This window comes from Streptomyces sp. NPDC088746 (assembly GCF_044751065.1).
GTDB lineage: Bacteria > Actinomycetota > Actinomycetes > Streptomycetales > Streptomycetaceae > Streptomyces.
In genome coordinates, this window is record NZ_JBIVLA010000004.1 from 37,658 (window position 1) to 54,819 (window position 17,162).

At 70.2% G+C, this 17,162-nt stretch carries 18 protein-coding genes and 1 pseudogene; 12 read left to right on the plus strand and 7 right to left on the minus strand.

Features of this window, described 5'->3' with window-relative positions:
- Positions 1-76: 76 nt before the first annotated feature.
- Positions 77-685: a TetR/AcrR family transcriptional regulator gene (locus ACIP63_RS19070; protein ID WP_401517016.1), complete on the minus strand. Its 609-nt coding sequence runs from the start codon at positions 683-685 to the stop codon at positions 77-79.
- A gap of 86 nt (positions 686-771) precedes the next feature.
- Between ACIP63_RS19070 and ACIP63_RS19075 the strand changes: the two genes are divergently transcribed.
- The 4 genes from ACIP63_RS19075 to ACIP63_RS19090 all read left to right on the plus strand — a co-directional run bounded on the left by ACIP63_RS19075 (position 772) and on the right by ACIP63_RS19090 (position 3,473).
- Complete coding sequence (locus ACIP63_RS19075; RefSeq protein WP_401517018.1) at positions 772-1,197, plus strand: nuclear transport factor 2 family protein; 426 nt, start codon at positions 772-774, stop codon at positions 1,195-1,197.
- Complete coding sequence (locus ACIP63_RS19080) at positions 1,194-2,033, plus strand: NmrA family NAD(P)-binding protein (RefSeq protein WP_401517020.1); 840 nt, start codon at positions 1,194-1,196, stop codon at positions 2,031-2,033. The genes ACIP63_RS19075 and ACIP63_RS19080 overlap by 4 nt, the downstream gene beginning before the upstream one ends.
- Positions 2,034-2,039: 6 nt before the next feature.
- The gene (locus tag ACIP63_RS19085) at positions 2,040-2,168 is read left to right on the plus strand and encodes a hypothetical protein (RefSeq protein ID WP_401517022.1); all 129 of its coding nucleotides are present in this window, start codon (positions 2,040-2,042) and stop codon (positions 2,166-2,168) included.
- Between the two features lie 561 nt (positions 2,169-2,729).
- The gene (locus ACIP63_RS19090; protein WP_401517024.1) at positions 2,730-3,473 is read left to right on the plus strand and encodes a DUF899 family protein; all 744 of its coding nucleotides are present in this window, start codon (positions 2,730-2,732) and stop codon (positions 3,471-3,473) included.
- A 252-nt stretch (positions 3,474-3,725) separates the two neighbouring features.
- Here the strand turns inward: ACIP63_RS19090 and ACIP63_RS19095 are convergent, their stop codons facing one another.
- Positions 3,726-4,067, minus strand: coding sequence for a hypothetical protein (locus ACIP63_RS19095; RefSeq protein ID WP_401517026.1), 342 nt, complete (start codon positions 4,065-4,067; stop codon positions 3,726-3,728).
- 221 nt (positions 4,068-4,288) lie between these two features.
- Between ACIP63_RS19095 and ACIP63_RS19100 the strand changes: the two genes are divergently transcribed.
- Positions 4,289-5,716: an MFS transporter gene (locus ACIP63_RS19100; RefSeq protein ID WP_401517028.1), complete on the plus strand. Its 1,428-nt coding sequence runs from the start codon at positions 4,289-4,291 to the stop codon at positions 5,714-5,716.
- Positions 5,717-6,015: 299 nt separating this feature from the next.
- Positions 6,016-6,173 (plus strand): annotated as a pseudogene (locus tag ACIP63_RS19105) (IS5/IS1182 family transposase); the annotation flags it as partial.
- A 47-nt stretch (positions 6,174-6,220) separates the two neighbouring features.
- Here ACIP63_RS19105 and ACIP63_RS19110 read toward each other — a convergent pair.
- Positions 6,221-6,571, minus strand: a complete 351-nt coding sequence (locus ACIP63_RS19110; RefSeq protein WP_401517030.1) for a MerR family transcriptional regulator — start codon at positions 6,569-6,571, stop codon at positions 6,221-6,223.
- A gap of 79 nt (positions 6,572-6,650) precedes the next feature.
- Here ACIP63_RS19110 and ACIP63_RS19115 point away from each other — a divergent pair, with 79 nt between their 5' ends.
- Together ACIP63_RS19115 and ACIP63_RS19120 are read left to right on the plus strand one after the other, a co-directional pair.
- Positions 6,651-7,460 (plus strand): alpha/beta fold hydrolase, encoded by an 810-nt coding sequence (locus ACIP63_RS19115; protein ID WP_401517032.1) that lies wholly within the window; start codon positions 6,651-6,653, stop codon positions 7,458-7,460.
- A 541-nt stretch (positions 7,461-8,001) separates the two neighbouring features.
- Positions 8,002-8,784: a sulfite exporter TauE/SafE family protein gene (locus tag ACIP63_RS19120; protein ID WP_401517034.1), complete on the plus strand. Its 783-nt coding sequence runs from the start codon at positions 8,002-8,004 to the stop codon at positions 8,782-8,784.
- 313 nt (positions 8,785-9,097) lie between these two features.
- On the opposite strand, the gene ACIP63_RS19125 is transcribed toward ACIP63_RS19120, so the two are convergent.
- The 3 genes from ACIP63_RS19125 to ACIP63_RS19135 are packed head-to-tail and all read right to left on the minus strand — an operon-like array spanning position 9,098 to position 11,623.
- Positions 9,098-9,889 carry a polysaccharide deacetylase family protein gene (locus ACIP63_RS19125; RefSeq protein ID WP_401517036.1) on the minus strand — a complete coding sequence of 264 codons (792 nt, stop codon included), beginning with the start codon at positions 9,887-9,889 and terminating at the stop codon, positions 9,098-9,100.
- The gene (locus ACIP63_RS19130) at positions 9,883-10,749 is read right to left on the minus strand and encodes a DMT family transporter (RefSeq protein WP_401517038.1); all 867 of its coding nucleotides are present in this window, start codon (positions 10,747-10,749) and stop codon (positions 9,883-9,885) included. The genes ACIP63_RS19125 and ACIP63_RS19130 overlap by 7 nt, the downstream gene beginning before the upstream one ends.
- Before the next feature lie 40 nt (positions 10,750-10,789).
- A complete protein-coding gene (locus ACIP63_RS19135) occupies positions 10,790-11,623 on the minus strand; it encodes an SDR family NAD(P)-dependent oxidoreductase (protein ID WP_401517040.1) in 834 nt (277 codons plus the stop codon).
- 181 nt (positions 11,624-11,804) lie between these two features.
- On the opposite strand from ACIP63_RS19135, the gene ACIP63_RS19140 reads away from it, so the two are divergent.
- Positions 11,805-12,911, plus strand: a complete 1,107-nt coding sequence (locus ACIP63_RS19140) for a galactosyldiacylglycerol synthase (protein WP_401517042.1) — start codon at positions 11,805-11,807, stop codon at positions 12,909-12,911.
- Positions 12,912-13,191: 280 nt separating this feature from the next.
- Here the strand turns inward: ACIP63_RS19140 and ACIP63_RS19145 are convergent, their stop codons facing one another.
- Positions 13,192-13,800: a TetR/AcrR family transcriptional regulator gene (locus ACIP63_RS19145; protein ID WP_401517044.1), complete on the minus strand. Its 609-nt coding sequence runs from the start codon at positions 13,798-13,800 to the stop codon at positions 13,192-13,194.
- Between the two features lie 92 nt (positions 13,801-13,892).
- Here ACIP63_RS19145 and ACIP63_RS19150 point away from each other — a divergent pair, with 92 nt between their 5' ends.
- From ACIP63_RS19150 to ACIP63_RS19160, 3 genes are all read left to right on the plus strand, one after another.
- Positions 13,893-14,639 (plus strand): SDR family oxidoreductase, encoded by a 747-nt coding sequence (locus ACIP63_RS19150; protein ID WP_401517045.1) that lies wholly within the window; start codon positions 13,893-13,895, stop codon positions 14,637-14,639.
- A gap of 223 nt (positions 14,640-14,862) precedes the next feature.
- Positions 14,863-15,510, plus strand: coding sequence for an NADPH-dependent F420 reductase (locus tag ACIP63_RS19155; RefSeq protein WP_401517046.1), 648 nt, complete (start codon positions 14,863-14,865; stop codon positions 15,508-15,510).
- 513 nt (positions 15,511-16,023) lie between these two features.
- A complete protein-coding gene (locus ACIP63_RS19160) occupies positions 16,024-17,088 on the plus strand; it encodes a hypothetical protein (RefSeq protein ID WP_401517047.1) in 1,065 nt (354 codons plus the stop codon).
- Positions 17,089-17,162: the final 74 nt, after the last annotated feature.

Below are 17,162 nucleotides of genomic sequence, written 5' to 3' on the forward strand. Positions count from 1 at the left end.
TTCCACGACGGTACCAGCCGGTGGTCGGCGAACAGGGCCTCCAGGACCTCTTGGCGGCGTGCGAACGGCTCGCAAATCAGCCGTTGTTCGCCAAGCCCTGCACAGCACCGGAGTCCAGGACTCTGGCAGTGAAGTTCGCCAATTGCGCCCGCATCCCCTCGCGCGGCACACACTCATGCCCGGCCAGATGCTCGACAAGATCGGCTCGGGTGGCTGCGAGCAGGGCGTGAGCGGTGAAGTCGCTGTCGGCCAGGCCGGGAAGCTGCCCCAGCATGCTGTCCAGCAGGCCGTGCCAATGCTCGTAATGATCCGCTTGGTACGGGCTGCCGCTACCGCTTTCCTCCAGGGCCAGCATGAGGCTGCGGTTGTCGAGTTTGAAGCACAGGAGGGTGTCGAGCAGGGCGGGTACGCGCTGCTGCGGCGGGGTCGCGGGGCCCAAGGGCGGAGGTCCGGCTTCAACGGCCTCCCTGACTGGTTCCAGCCGTGCTTCATACAGTGCGCGCAGCAGTCCGGGGCGGTCGCCGAAGGCCCGGAAGAGCGTGCCTTTGCCGACTCCGGCCGCCGCTGCGATGGCGGCCAGGGTGACGCCTTCCGGGCTCTCTCCGCGGGCGAACAGAGCGTCGGCAGCCGCCAGGACGGCCTGCCGGTTACGGGCGGCATCCTTGCGGGGTTTGCGCTCGGGCATGCTGCACCTCCGTTTGCAAAGCGGACCATGGGTCCGTATTGTCAAAGCGGACCCAGGGTCCACATTCCATGAGATGGAGGATACCCATGTCTGCACCGACTTCTCCGGCGGACCTCTACCGCCACAGCCTGCGGCTGTTGCTGGACAAGGACATTCCCGCGTGGGTCGCCTTGTGGGCCGAGGACGGCTTCTTGGAGTTCCCCTTCGCCCCTGACGGCTGGCCCAAGCGTCTGGAGAGCAGGGAGGCCGTCGCCGCGTACATGCGCCATTACCCGGATCACATCGACCTGCATGACTTCCCCGAGTTGCGGATCCACCAGACCACCGACCCTGAGACCATCGTGGTCGAGATGCGTGGCGTCGGCCGCCTGGTGGAGGCCGACCGCCCCTTCGACATGACCTACATCGCCGTCGTAACGGTCCGGGACGGGCACATCACCTCGTACCGCGACTACTGGAATTCCCTCGCCGTCCTCGAACCCGGCACCGATTTCACCAGGAGCAACCGATGACAACCACCGGCACCACCTTGGTCATCGGCGCCACCGGCACCACCGGCAGCCGCACCGCGGCGCAACTGTCAGCCTCCGGCCACCGCGTCAAAGCCGCCAGCCGTCGCGCCGTCGACGTCCCCGGCGCGGAGCCGGTCGCATTCGACTGGTACGAACCCGCCACCCACGCTGCCGCCCTCGACGGAGCCGACCGGGTCTACCTGATACCGCCCGTAGGCGACGCCGACCCGGCGGCGGTCATGTTGCCATTCCTCCGGCAGGCCCACGCCGTCGGCGTCCACCGTGCGGTGCTCCTCAGCTCCTCAGCCATCCCCGAGGGCGGGCCGGCGGTGGGAACAGTGCACCAGGCGCTGCCCGATCTGTTCGAACAGTGGGCGGTGCTGCGGCCCTCGTGGTTCATGCAGAACTTCACCGGCGCACACGCGCACGCCGTGAGCATCCGCGAAGAAGGCACCATCTGGACCGCGGCCGGGAGTGGCCGGGTCGGCTTCGTCGACGTCGAGGACATCGCGGCCGTCGCTGTCCATGCTCTGACCGACGAACATGCCCCCAACACCGATCTCGTTCTCACCGGCCCGGAGGCGCTCAGCTACGACGACATCGCCACCACCATCACCCAGGTCACCGGCCGACCCGTGAACCACCACCGCCTGTCCTATGAACAGATGCGCGAACGCCTCACGGCCCAAGCGCCCATGGAGTTCGCCTCGATGCTGGCCGGGATGGACCGCGCCATCGCCGAGGGGGCGGAGGACCGCATCTCCGACACCGTCCAGCGCCTCACGGGCCAACCCGCGCGCTCGTTCCACGCTCTCCTCGAACGAGAGAGGGGGTAAGCTCGCATGCGTGACGCCGACCCGCGCCGCCAGCCCTGCCGCACCGACCGCTACCTGCTGCCCGCCGCCGTCGAGCGGATCACAGGCGGACGGTTCGACAGTCAAATCGAGAAGCAGCGCGTCCCGGTGGGCTGAAGTCTCGGGCGGGTCGTCGGCTTCTGCGTCCCAGGGAACTTGACCGAATACACCCATGTCGAGCTCGGGCGGGGTTGTCTTGCCCGGGTTGCCGGCGGAGCTCGAGGAGATGACCACGATGGACATCTCCCGGCGGGCGGTGCGGCGCGGGAACGGGAATGCCCCGGCTGGTCGGGGAGGGATGGTTGAAGAACGATCGCGACGAGCGCAGCCGGTCATAGCGCCCGGGCCGCCGCCGGCGACGGCCTCCCAGGACCAGCTCGAGGCACCGTCTGGCAGCGCATGGGCTGCGGGGCCGGTTCAGCCGCAAGGGCCCACTTCTCGTTCGCTGACGACTCGGTCAGATGAACGTGGTGGTGCACGAACCCGAGCACGCCTCCGCCAACTACCGCCACTAGCCCATGAGGCTGGTCCACGGGATTCATCAGCCGCCGCCAGGTGAGCTGTGTGAATTCCGCGGGGCAGTTCGTTGTAGAACCGCAGGGCCCGCCCGATGCACATCTCACCGCACACGGTGGTCAGCGCGGTGGGCAGAGCTGCGACGAACGCATGGAGGCGATCATGAACGACCATGAATCCAGCCCGGCCCTCCCGCCTGTGGTGGACAGAAAGACCTGGCAGGAGGCGCGGGACGCACTGATGGCACGGGAGAAGGCGCACACCCGCGAAGGGGACGCGATCGCGGCGGCGCGGCGACGGCTGCCGATGGTGGAGGTCGACGCCACCATCGAGGTGATCGGTCCCGAGGGGCCGGTCACGATCCTCGACGTCTTCGAGGGCCGCAGGCAGCTGATCGCGTACTTCCACGCCTGGTGGCCCGGTCGGCCCGCCGCGGAGCAGTGCGAGGGCTGCACGTTCTTCAACTGCCAGGTCCGCGAGCTGTCCTACATCCATTCCCGCGACGTCACATACGCCACGCTCTGCAAGGGCCCGTACGAGGCTAGCGTCCGTTATCGGAACTTCCTGGGCTTGGACATGCCGTGGTACTCGGTCGAGAACACGGCGGCGCTATTGCTGGAGGGTCGTGACTGGCAGCGTCACCACCTCGTCTGCTACGTCCGCGATGGCGATCGGGTGTTCGAGACGTACTACACCGGCGGCCGCGGCGTCGAGATCATGGCCCCCACCCACGGGCTGCTGGACATGACCGTCTACGGACGCCAGGAGGCGTGGGAGGACTCCCCCGACGGCTGGCCTCAGCCCTGGGGTGACGCCAGGAACCCCGAGGTCTGGCGTATGAACGGACGCCCCATCGCCCAATGGTCCCGCATCCAAGCCGGCCGCTCCGACGAGCTGACGCCCTGATGCTGCTCCGGAAGCTACCGCAGTGCTGTCGGAACTCGGGTTCTGGCTCAGCTTCCGTGCGGTAGCCACGGTGAATGACGATTGAGCTTTCCCGGGCGGCATGCGAAGTCGTCCACAACAGGCCGTGGGTGTTACGTCCGGGCTGACCCCGGGCCGTGAATAGGGGCATGCTGCGGCTGAAGAAGCTGCTGTTCCCGGCGATCGCGGACACCGCGGTGCTGTCGGTGAATGTGGATTTGAGATGGTGCGCGTTTATGCGCAATGCATCACGGTGGGCGCCACCTGGTCGACGATCTGCTCGGCGACCGGGTACTCATCCTGCCGTCCGCGTCCTCGGTGGCCCCCACCCATGAGGAGGCCGCACTCGGCGGCTGTCATCGAGCAGGCCAGGGCCCAGACCTCCCAGCTCACCTGCCTCGCCGGCCTCACGGGCCGCTGCGCCGTCAGCATCCCCGTCCACAGCCGCACCGCCCCGTGGGCCTGTGCCTGGTGGGTCCACGCGGAAGCGATCGCGGCCTTCTCGACCTCGCGGTCCGCGTGGGGGCGGCCGGGGTGTGAGCGTCCACGTGTGCGGGCGCCGGTTTCCCAGGCCACAGGCGCGGGAGGGGACGGCCCGGACGCGCTGGTGCGGCCCCTGACTGGTTCCGTAATCCCACATTCTGGACGTTACCTAACCGGTCTGTGAGATGCATGAGATCGTTTCGGCGCCCGCACCGGTCGCGCGGCCTTGCCACGAGGGGTCCTGCGCCGCCGTGCGGGACCGTCGGCCCTCCAAGTCGACGGCCGTACTCCGCCCTCGTGGGAAAGTCCCAGAGATGTACGCTCCCGCTACCGGGCCCGCCGAGGCCCCGTCGCAGTCCCCGGCCGAGGCCGCGCCCGCCAACTCGCGGTCGCGCGTCCTGATCGCCAGCCTCATCGGCACGACGATCGAGTTCTACGACTTCTACGTCTACGCGACCGCCGCGGTACTGGTCTTCCCGAAACTCTTCTTCCCGAGCAGCGACCCGACCACGGCCCTGCTCTCCTCCTTCGCGGTCTTCGGCGCGGCGATGGTCGCCCGCCCGATCGGCGCGATCGTCTTCGGCCACCTCGGCGACCGCCTCGGCCGCAAGGGCACCCTGGTGGCCTCGCTGCTGACGATGGGCATCGCGACCTTCCTGATCGGCGTTCTGCCGACATACGCGCAAGCCGGCTGGGTCGCCACGGCGCTGCTGGTGCTGATGCGGCTCGCCCAGGGCTTCGCGCTCGGCGGCGAGTGGAGCGGCGCGGCCCTGGTCGCCACCGAGAACGCACCCGCCGGGAAGCGCGCGCTGTGGGGTACCTTCCCGCAGCTGGGCGCACCCCTCGGGTTCATCATCGGCAACGGCCTCTTCCTGATCATCGGCGCACTACTGCCCTCCGCGGCGGGCGCCGACCCCTCGCAGCCCTCCGACGCCTTCCAGAGCTGGGGCTGGCGGATCCCGTTCCTGTTCTCGGCCGTCATGGTCGCGATCGGTCTGTGGGTGCGCATGCGCCTGGTCGAGTCGCAGGTCTTCGCGAAGACGCAGGAGACCGGCAAGGTCCGCAAGCTGCCGTTGGCCACCGTCTTCCGTCACCACTGGAAGCAGCTGGTCCTCGGCAGCTTCGCGATGCTGGCGACGTACGTCCTCTTCTATCTGATGACGACGTTCTCGCTGAGCTACGGCCGCACCGCCGAGGACGCGGACGTCCCGGGCCTCGGCTACAGCTACACCACATTCGTCCTGATGATGATCTTCGGAGTGCTGTTCTTCGCCGCGTTCACCCTGATCTCCGGCCCGCTCGCGGACAAGTACGGCCGCCGTAAGACCCTCGCCTGGGTCACCGCCGGCATCATCGTCTTCGGCCTGGTCTGGGTGCCGCTGATCAACCTGGGCACGCTCGGCGTGGTCCTGTGGCTGGTCCTCGGCTTCACACTGATGGGCACGACGTTCGGCCCGATGGGCGCGATGCTCCCGGAACTCTTCCCCACCAGCGTCCGCTACACCGGCTCCGGCATCGCCTATAACGTCAGTTCCATCCTCGGCGCGGCCGTCGCCCCGTTCGTCGCGGTCGCCCTCTGGGAGGCCGGCGACGGCTCCCCGTGGCTGGTCGGCGTCTACCTCTCCGTGATGGCCGGCCTCACCCTGACCGCCCTCCTCATCGGCAAGGAGACGAAGGACGTGGCCCTGGACGAGGGCGAGGTCCCGGCGGCGCCCGCCCGGACCGAGACTCCGTCCGCCTGACGCGGACCTGGTGCCGCAACAGGCAACTTCTTTCCGTGAAGGAGCGGCGTCCGGGTGCGTGCTGTCGGCGTGCCGGCCGGAGGCCCTCGTGCTGAACGCACTTGGGTCTTCGGCGGGTGCGGTGGGTGTGCGTGCCGGGTGTCGCGAACGGGGCGAACGCTGCCGGCCACGTCACTCGCCCGACATGGCGCATGCAGGACTGCCGCTCGGCGATCACCCCCGTGCACTGGAGGCGCCCTTGCCGCTCCAGCGGAGAAAGCGGGCAGCGTTCGAGCCGCGCAGGGAGGCGGTTGGACGCTGTCGTGGTCGGTGATCCCATGCCCGGCAACCGCAACGACTGCACAGCAGGGGCGGAATCCGGAGCGAAGGCCGCCGTCGGCAAGGCGATGACCATCGCCGACGGCCGCTACCCCCGCACGGTTGGCTGGTGATGCCCCACCGCCGCAGAAGCGGCGAAGAGCTCTCCGGGGGGCGGATGAGGCCGCCTCAGTGTCTCGGCGCCCTTCAGGGCGCGGCGGTGATGATGGTGTCGAGGAGCGCGCGCGACGCCTGGAGATCTTCGATGGCGCGGGTGATGCGCTCGCCCTCGTGGCGCAGTTGGGCGAGCAGGTCCGGGCAGGTGGGCACGAGGTGCTCGTCGTCCGCCCGGATGCACGGCAGGACCTGGGCGATCAGAGCGGTCGGCAGGCCTGCCGCCAGCAGACAGCGAATGCGGCGCACTGTCTCGACGTCCGACTCGCCGTAGACGCGGTAGCCGCTGGGCATCCTGTCCGGCGTCAGGAGTCCTTGCTGTTCGTAGTAGCGGAGCAGCCGCTCATGGACCCCGGTACGCCGCACCATCTCCTTCATGCGCATGCCGTTCGCCTCATTCCTGCTCCCCTTGCTGCGCCGCGACTTGACTCTGACACTGATGTCGGAGTTTAGCGTCGGCGCCATGACCACTGATCACACGCTTCCCGCCTCTCAGCTCGACGTTCTCGTGCGGGGGCGCGGCCCCGCTCTTCTGCTCGCGCACGGCGCCGGCGGCGGCATCGAGGGGAACTTCGGCTTCGTCCTCGACGACCTCGCCCAGGACCACACTCTCGTCGGCCCGCACTACCCCGGGGCCGGTGGCTCCGCCGTGACCGTCGAACCCCTGGATCTGGATGACCTCGCCGACCGTCTGGTCGCGGCCGCCGTGGTGACGGGTCAGGACTCGTTCGCCGTTCTGGGAGAGTCCCTCGGCAGCGCCGTGGCCGTCCGGATCGCCACCCGGCACCCCGACCGTGTCCGGGCCCTCGTCCTTACCGCAGGCTTCCCTACCGCTGACCCCGTACTGGCGCTCACCGCCCAGCTGATCAAGTCCCTGGCGGCCGCAGGCCAGTGGGACGACCTGGCACGACTCGCCCTCCTGTCCTGCATGTCCCCCGTGGATCTGGCGGGCCTCGAACCGGCCGACCTCGACGCATCAGTCGCCCAGACCCTGACCGCGATGCCGCCGGGCACGTTGGATCACTTCGACCTGGTGTCCCGCGTGGACGTACGGTCGGACCTGGCGAAGGTGTCTGCTCCCACCCTGGTGGTGGTGCCGACCGGTGACCGGCTGGTGCTGCCCGAAAGCTCGTACCGCCTGGCGGCCGGCATACCGGGCGCCCGGCTGATCGAACTGCCCGGCGCCGCCCATGTCCCGAACGCGGCCGACCGAGCGACCTGGCTCCGTCACGTCCGCGAGTTCCTCGCCGCTCTCCCCGCCACCTCGGCGTGAGCGCACCGCTCCTCGCAGAGCTGCTGCCGGTCGCGCCGCCGACACCGATCAGCGAAGGTCCGGGAGTCGCGTGATCACGGGTGGAGCTGCTGGTCGCCGTGTACGCCTTCTGCATCGGCCTGACGGCAGCTCCGCTCACCCACTGGACCGCCGACCGGCCGCGCAAGCGCCTCCACACCGCTCGGTACGAGCATCCGGCTTCAGGCACTCGCCGTGGTAACCGTGGCGAGCCCGGCTTCTGGTTCGTCGATGCGGCCGGGGGCTGGCTTACCGTTGCCGTCCTTCTCGTCGCTGTCGCGTGGCGGGGTGAAGTCGTCGGCCAATTGACGCCGGTCGTCAGCCGCGCGTGCGAGTGCCCGCAGGGATTCCCCTCCTCCGGTCAGGGCTCCCCCGGCACCCGTCAGCGCCGTCGCGGCGGAGCCGGACGCAGCAGCTGCAAGCCGGTCCGCACCTGCTGTGTGAACATCTCGTTACCGGTTCGCGCTCCCTGCACACGTTCCGTCGATACTGACCGGGCGATCGAGGAACGGCAGGGGCAGCAGTGGAGTGGACGATCTGGGCCGGCTTCGCGGCCGGCCTGCTGATCTCGACAGTGACCGCTCCGGTCGGCGTGTCCGGAGCCGTCTTCCTCCTCCCGGTCCAGCTCAGCCTCCTCGGCGTACCCAGCCCTGCGGTCACACCGACGAACCTGCTGTTCAACGTGGTCGCCGGGCCAGGCGCCCTGTGGCGCTACCGCCGTAACGGCGCCCTGCGCGGCAGCCTGGCCCGACGCCTCGTCGCCTGGACGCTGCCCGGCGTCATCGCCGGCGCCGCCATCCGCGTCTTCGCCCTCCCCGGCCCCGACGTCTTCCGCCTCCTGGTCGCCGCCTTCCTCCTGCCCCTCGGCACCTGGCTGTGTCTGCGCACCCTGCGCCCCGCACGCACGCGACCCGACGCTGCGGTACCGTCGGCGCCCGCACTCGCCGCCCTCGCCCTGACCGTGGGGTTGGTGGGCGGGATCTACGGAATCGGCGGCGGTTCCCTGCTCGGCCCCGTCCTCGCCGCGCGCGGCATGCCCCTGGCCCGCATCGCACCGGCCACCCTCGCCGCGACCTTCACCACGTCGCTGGCCGGCGCCGCCACCTACACCGTGCTGGCCTTTGCGAGCCCCGGGCCCGTCGCGCCCGACTGGTGGCTGGGCCTGGCCAGCGGCGCGGGCGGACTCATCGGCGGCTACCTCGGCGCGCGGCTCCAACCCCGCCTGCCCGAGACCGCACTCCGGCTCCTGCTCGGCGCCCTCGCCGCCGCCCTCGGCGCCCTGTACGCCGTCCAGAGCATGGCCTGAGCCCGGCACGGGCAGCGATCACGAATAGCTGCGACAAAGAGGCCTTCCGCCCGAAGCGGCCCACCGAGGCACCAAGACGCGTACCCGCGCCGAGTACAGCGATCCCTTGGGGCATAGGGGCCACTCCTTTCCCTGGCGCCATACCTCGCGACCTACGGTCAACCGTACGGTCAAGTTGAGCTGGCGTGAGATGCACCCGAAGGCCCTGCAACGCTATGAGCCGGAGGAACCAGCGATGCAGGCCGAGCCCAGCACAGTGCGCGTAATTGCCCGGCACGGCGCGGCGTATCTGAGCAGCAGGACGAACGGCCCTCTAGAACCGGGGCCGGAACAAAGGGGGGCGCCGGAGCGCATCCTTGTGTCCGATGCCGTGCTCGCCCAGCGGGCCTACTCTCAGGCCGAGCCGACGGCACTCGGCGAGCAGGCCGGGCAGCGCGCCCAGCGTGGCCCGCCACGCGCCGGGGGCGCTCCACCCGCCCGCGTCGTGCAGCAGCACGGTGCCACCGCCGGTCAGATCCCTGAGGACCGATGCCTTCACTGAGCGGGCATCAGCGTTTTCCGTCCAGTCCCTGCCCCACGTCGACCACAACACGGGTCGCAGCCCAGCGCGGCGGGCAGCAGCCAGTCGACCGCCGGTGAGGATGCCGTAGGGCGGCCGGTACCACTGCGGTGCCGTCCCGCAGATCCGCCGTACCGAGTCGGCGGCTCGCGCCACTTCCCGCGCGTCGCGCAACGGCGCGGGCAGCCAGGGGCGGTCGTGCTGCCAGCCGTGCACGGCGACCTCGTGCCCACCGGCCACAAGCGCCCGGCCCAGGGCCGGACAGCGTTGCAGCGAAGCGCCGACGAGGAAGAACGTGGCCCGCACGTCGTGCTCGGCGAGCACGCGCATGAAGTACGGAGTACTGGCCGGGTCCGGCCCGTCGTCGAATGTCAGCGCCACGTGGTCGGGACGGCCTCGGCCGTCCAGCGCGGGGCAGAGGATCCTCCGTACAGGTGGCAGCCAGGTGGCGGCGGGGCCCACGTGCCACACGGCAGCCGCGGCCAGCGCACCGGCCGCGGCTGCGGACACAACGCCCGCACTCTCCGAGGCAGGTCGTCTCACCATCGCTGCGCCTCCTTGCCCGAGACCAAAGGTGACGTGCTCAGACGCACACAGGCGAATGCGATGAGCCCGAGCGATGCCACTTCCGGCAACACCCTCCAGCCAAGAGAGATCCGCTCCTCGAACAACGACACGCCCAACACGACGCTCAGCAGCGAGTCGCCGAGGGTGAGCGCGGGCTGCGACGCCGCCAGGGAGCCGGCCCGCAGCGTGGCCTGCAGCATCAGGAAGGAGCCCAGGCCGACGGCTGCGGCCGCGTAGATCTGCCACGTGGTGAACAGGTCCCCGAGACCGCCCGGCACCAGACCGAGCACGTCCTTGATCAGGGCCGCAGTGAAGGAGAAGCCGATGGCTGTCACCGACCCCAGCAACGCTGCCCGAGCCGAGCCCCGCAGCCTCGTGCCCACGACGACCAGCACGATCGAGACGGCAACGGCGGGCACGGCGCTGATGAGCCACCTCTTCGGAGGAACGGTCTCCACGCCGCCCGCCGGATCGGCCAGGAGAAGGAACACTGCCAGACCCAGCGCCATACCGAAGAACGCCACCCAGGTCTGGGTCCCGGGCGGCCAGCGGAACGCGACAGCAGCCAGCACCAGCGTGAACAACAGCTCCGTCGCCATCACCGGCTGAACCACTGACAGTGGACCGGTCGCCAGGGCGAGGGCCTGCGCGACCCCGGAGACGACCAGCAGTCCCGCCCCCCAGCGCCAGGCCGGACGGCGGACGAAGCCGAACCGGTCGACGAGGCTGCCGCCGGAGGCGTCGGGCAGGTCGACCACTGCGGCGCGTCGCTGCAGTACGGAGGCAGCCGCGTTCCCGAGCGCGGCGAAAAGCGCCAGAGCCACGGAAAGGACGATCACGTGTCACGACCCCGCATTCGTTCCACTGTTCGGAAGCCGGTCAGCCAAAGCGCATGGCCAGCCTGCGAAAGAGGTGCGGGGCCATGCCCTGCACTCGGCCGGGGACGCCCAGCCAGCGCGGCACGGTGATCTCGTCCCGGCCCCCGGCCAGTGCTTGCTCCACTGCTGCCGCTACCCGCCCGACTGGTACCGGCCGGGGCCAGGAGCGCGTGTACGGGGCGTCACGGTGGGCGAAGAACGGTGTGTCGACGGGGCCCGGCAGTACCAGGCAGAGTTGGACGCCTGTGCCCTGGAGTTCGTATCGCAGGCTCTCCGCGAAGGGGATCAGCGCGCCCTTCGTCGCCGAGTATGCCGCCTCGCCCCGCACGCCGAACCGCCCGGCCACCGAGCCGATCAGCACCAGCCGCCCCGACCCGCGGGACACCATCTGCGGCAGCACCATGCTGACGAGGTGGAGGACGGCGCAGACGTTGACGCTCACCAGACGATTCACTGCAGCAGGTGTCATGTCGGTGTAGGCGCCCGCCCAGCCGAGCCCCGCTGCAGCGACGAGTGCGTCGACCCTGCCGCTGTGCGCCAGGGCCGCCTCGGCCAGCTTTCGGCAGCCCTCCTGGGAAGCCAGGTCCATCGGCAGCGAGGTACCGGCGGTGCGGGCGGCGACCTCGCCGAGCCGCTCCTCGTCCCGTCCGCTGAGCAGCAGCTCCCACCGGCCGGTCGCCGACAGCCGGGAAGCGACTTCGGCGCCAATACCGGAGGAGGCACCGGTGATCAGCACGACCTTCCGCCGGCTGCGGGCAGCCTGGCCGGCCGCGGCCGACGGCGACACGTCGGCTTCGACTGCGGGGTTACCGCGGGGTGGGGGGCTCGCGCGCATGGGCCTTCCGTCCTTCGTGGCCGCCGACGTGCTGAGCTCCTTTCCGAGCCAGCCTGCACCGGACCGTACTGAGTCATCCTTCATGCAACCGGCGCACGGGCAAACGCGCATGGCCTCACTGGCCTAACGGCGTACCCGGTGCGGGTTTGGCACACCGGCCTTCCTCCGAGAACATTCAGGAATGGGTAGGTTTCTGATAGTCAGCGCAAGCATGGGTGCCGGTCACGACGCCGTCGCTGCCGAGCTGGCCGGACGCCTGCGGGCGGACGGCCACCGGACCGCCTGCGTGGACCTCCTGAACCTGCTGCCCCCCGGTGCCGGCCGCGGGCTGCGCGCCGCCTACCGTACGGCGCTCCATCGGTGCCCGTGGGCCTACCAAGCGGTCTACACGGCGTTCTTCCGCGACCGTGGGGCCCCCGTCGGGCGGAACGGCTGGGCGCCGGGCACCGGCCCGCTGGCCGCCGTCCTTGAGCCCCGCCTTCGCCACGTCGTCGACCGCTGGCGCCCGGACGCGCTCGTCTCCACCTTCCACCAGGCCGCTCAGGTCACAGGGCGGCTGCGGGCCGCCCATGGGGACTGCCCACCCAGCACGGTCGTGGTCACCGATTTCGCCGTGCACCGGCAGTGGCTCCACCCGGGCAACGACCTGTACCTGTGTCTTACGGGCGCCGCCGCGGCACGAGTGCGCGCCGCGACCGGACGCCCGGCAAAGGTGTGCGGACCAGTCGTACCCGCGGCCTTCGCCGAGGCCGGCCACACAGACACGGGCCGACCGCCGACCCGCTGGGCGCGGGAGTTGGCTCGGCGTGGCCCAGGCCGGCCTGCCGTGCTGGTGTCGGCCGGGGCCTGGGGTGTGGGCCAGAGGCTGACCGACACCGCGCTCCTGCTCGCCGGGGCAGGCCACCTGCCGGTGCTCCTGTGCGGCAGGGACGAAAAGCTGCGGGCCCGAGCCTCGGGGCTCCCCGGCGTCCTCGCGCTGGGCTGGATCGAGGACCTGCCCGACCTGATGGCGGTATCCAGCGCGCTGGTCGACAACGCTGCGGGACAGACGGCCGTGCAGGCCCTGGCCTCCGGGGTGCCGGTCGTCGGATACCGGCCGATACCCGGCCATGGGGCGGAGGGCGTGAGCGAGATGGCCGATGCGGGCATCACCGAGCATGTCGCCGACGACATCACGCTGCTCAGCTCGCTGGACCGGCTGGTGCGCCCCGGCCCCGACCGGGACCGCCGGATCGCCGCCGGGCGGGCCGTCTTCACCGCGGACGCGGCCAGGCTGGTGGCCTGCTGAGCTCCTTCACCGATCACGTGGAGCACGGCTGCGGCTGAGCCCCTGGGACGGGAATCCGACGGGCGCGTCGGTCACCCGTCCACTGCGTACACCTTCGAGTGAAATCCTGGGGCGTTCCGGGGCGAGTACGCCCCGGTGAGCGACGATGCGCGCTCCGCTCGGCCGGTACTCCTTCCAGCTCCCCGAGTTGCCTGCGGCACCTGTGCGCCATCGGCCGCATCGCCCAGCGCACGGCAGACGTTGGCTGTGGAGGTGCTACGTGTCCGATGCCTGACGGCACTCAGCAGAGTGGCCAGTTGCGTAGCGCGGCGTCCGCCATCGCCTGGAGTTCTGCGCGGCTGACGCCGCTCGCCGCTTGCACGGCGATGCCGAAGGCCAGGGTGGTGACGTAGCGGGCCAGGAGCGCCGGGTCTGCCTGCGGAGGCAGGTCACCGTCGTCCACGGCTCGCTCGAACCTCTGCCGCAGGGAGGAGCAGCCGTTGTTTCGCCAGGCGGCGAGCAGGTCACGGACGGTCCGTCCGGAGTCACCGGCGGCCAGGGCGCTCTGGACTCCCATGCAACCGCGGGGGTGGGCCGGGCTTGTGGTGGTCAGGATGGTGCCGGTCAGGATCGCGGTGACGGAGCCGAGGGCGGTCGGTTCCCTGAGGGCGCGGTCCAGGTATGCGCTCGGGCCTTCGGTGTAGCGCTCCAGAGCCTTGCGGAAGAGCTCCTCCTTGTTGCCGAAGGCCGCGTACATGCTGGTGGTGGAGATGCCCATCGCGTCGGTGAGGGTGGCCAGACTGGCGCCCTCGTAGCCGTGCTCCCAGAAGACCAGCATGGCGCGCTCAAGTGCTTCTTCGGTGTCGAATCCCCGCGGTCGGCCGATGGAGCGGCTCTGTTTGGTGCCCACCCCCACAGACTACCTTCCGCATCGAACGATGCAGAAGTGCTACGGTTCGACTTCCGCATCGATCGATGCGGAACTCTAGGGAGGTTACTGCCGTGGGACTGTTGGAAGGAAAGACCGCTCTCGTCACCGGGGGCAGCACTGGTATCGGCCTGGCCAGCGCTGTGCGGCTGGCTGCCGAGGGGGCGCACGTGTTCATCACCGGCCGGCGCAGGGCGGAACTCGACGCGGCCGTCGAGACGATCGGCTCGGCGACGGGTGTGATCGGCGACATCGCGGACCTGGCCGATCTGGACCGGCTCTACGAGGCGGTCCAGAACCGGGGGCAGGGTCTGGACGTCCTGTTCGCGAACGCCTCCGTTGCCGCGTTCGTCCCGTTGGAGCAGATCACGGAGGAGCACTTCGACACGCTCTTCGGGATCAACGTCAGGGGCACACTGTTCACCGTCCAGAAGGCGCTGCCTCTGCTCAACGACGGCGCCTCGGTGATCCTGAACGGTTCCACCAACGTGGACGTCGGTGCGGAGGCGTTCGGGGTGTACGCGGCTTCCAAGGCCGCCACCCGGTCTTTCGCCCGGACCTGGGCCAATGAGCTCAAGGGCCGCAGGATCCGGGTCAACGCCGTCACGCCCGGCCCGACCGACACCCCTGGCCTGTCGGGACTCGCTCCCGATCCGGAGCAGGCCGCCGGTCTGCGGCAGCAGCTGGCGGCGCAAGTCCCGCTCGGTCGACTGGCTCGCCCGGAGGAGATCGCCGCCGCCGTGGCTTTCCTCGCCTCCGAGCAGAGCAGCTTCATCACGGGTTCGAGCCTGTACGTCGACGGCGGCCTGAACCAGATCTGAGCACGAAGACGGCTGCGCCCGGCCGGCCGGGTGGCACGTCAGCGCACCGGAGCAGTCCCGGGGATCGGCACGGCCGTGGTCAGGGTGGCACGGTGTCCTGCCCGGCGGACCGCGGCCGGACGGCCGGGTAGGGAGGAGCCTCGCCCGGCCGTCCGCGACCCGCGAGCGACGCTGCGCTGCCTGCCGGCCACAGCCGCCCCGCCAGACACAGGAACGAGGGACCATGACTGTGATCGGCATCATCGGTGCAGGCGAAGTCGGCAGTCAGATCGCGCGCGCGGCGATCGTGAACGGCTACGACGTCGTCATCGCCAATTCACGAGGCCCCGGGACCTTGAACGGTCTCATCGACGAGCTGGGTCCGTCGGCGCACGCCGCAACCGCTGCCGGAGCCGCCGCCGCCGGAGAGTTCGTCGTCGTGGCGGTACCTCTCAAACTGATCAACGATATGCCCGTACAGCAACTGGCAGGAAAGATCGTGCTGGACACGAACAACTACATGATCTGGCGCGACGGCCATATTCCGGCAATCGACTCGGGCGAGAAGACCGTTCACGAGCTCCGTCAGGAGCACCTGCCACGATCCAAGGTCGTCAAGGCTTTCACTCATATCCAAGCCCCCCGCATCACCACGGCGGGAAGAGCGGCGGGCACACCCGGCCGGCTCGCGCTGTCGGCCTCCAGCAACTTCCCGGAAGCGGTGGAACTCGCGACACGCCTGTACGACCAGTTCGGGTTCGACACCGTCGACAACAGCCCGCTCAGCGAGTCATGGCGCAGCGGTCCCGGCCAACCCGCGTGGAACGCACACGAGCACCAGACCCGCGCCGAGCTCATCGCCAACCTCACCACGGCACGACGGACTGCCTGAGCCGGGCGCCTCACCTGAACGCGGCTTCTGCCACGGACTTGCGGCAGTCGGCATGCGGGCCGGCCGCCGAACCAGGCCATGCCGAGAGTGGACGCTTGAGCACGCCGGTTGGCGGTCCCACCAAGGCGGTGGGTGGGACTCCAGCCTGAGGTTCTGTCAGAGGCCGTCACTAGGCTCCAGCACCATGACCAGTGATCCAGGGTTCACCTGCTCGTGCTCCCGCACTCGCCCGGTCGGCGAGCGCCCCCTCCTCGAACTCGGGCCAACCGGCCGTCCCCTCGCCGTCGAACGGCACACGGAGATAGCTCTGGCCCATGTGCGAAATGCGGCGTTCGTGCTCCGCTCCGGTGTGGGGAGCCAGCAGTGACGGCTGACGACTCCGTATCGCCGGACGGCGAAAGTGTGCGCGCGAAGCGAATTCTGAGCGGGTTGCCCACGGTGGCCCGGGAATTGCTGTCGGTGACGGACTGGGGTTCCCTCCGACACGCATACGGTCCCGCCGGGGATATACCCGTGTCGCTGTGCTCCCTCGTGGACGAGGATCCCGGGGTGCGGTCGGTGGCGTTGGCCGCGTTGGACATGGGCGTGCTGCACCAGGGCTCGCTGTACACCGTCACGGCGCCGGCGGCGCTGTTCGTCGCCGCGATCCTCGACCACCCCATGGGCCTCGCGGAGCACGAGGGGCACTTCCCGTGGGACGACGGGCCGCCCCGCAGCCTGCGGGCCGCCCTGCTCGTCTGGCTGGGGCAGGTGGCCGAGTCGGCCGCCTACGGGGAGGACTTGGTGCGCGACCGAACCGACTGGCAGTGGGCGCCCTGGCACGACGGGATACGACGCGAGCGCGACCCGGACGAGCTTGCCGCGCTGCACGCGTGCCGGGAGATACGCCCCGCCCTGTACGACGCCGTCGAGCCGTTCCTCTCCTCTCCCGACCCCCACGTTCGTGAGGCCGCGCGCGGCGCCGCAGTGCCCCTTCTGCTCGCCCCAGGGCTCGCCGGCCGGGTGCCGCCGGCCGCCGCGCTGCTGCGGGCCCACCTGGGCGCCGCGGCGGGTCGACGCGAGCGAGCGAGTGTGGCGCGGGCGCTCAGCCTGTGGGAGGTGGACACCTCCGACCTGCTCGCCGACTCCGACCCGGCCGTGCGGGTCTGTGCCGCGCTCGGTCCCGTCCATGTTGATCGAGCACGCGCTCTCGCCGTCCTTCTCGACGCCCTGCGGGACCCCCGAACGACGGACGGATGGTTTCCCGAGCCGCTGCCCGGGCTCGACGGGTGGTTCCGGTTCACCGTGCTGCGGTCCGCGCTCGCCCTGGCCGCGTCATTCGAGGAGGTGGCACCGGTGGCGATCGGCATCGTGGCCGCCTGCGGCACGTCGGTCGTCGACTTCGAACGCGGGCCGATCCTGCTCAGAGCCTTTGCCGGTGGCTACGACCCGGCCCACCCGCTCACCTTCGCCCAACGCGCCCTGCTACGGGCCTTCGTGGACACCGACGAGGCGACGGGCGGCATCGGCGGGAACATGTTGTGGTTCCGTGCGGCTGGGCTGCCCGAAAACCGGGAGGGTATCGCTGCGTTGCTGTGACTTCCCCCGCATCGTTCGTCCATGGTACGGAGCGACGAGGGGCTGGGGTGTACGGCAGAATCATGCTGTGACGT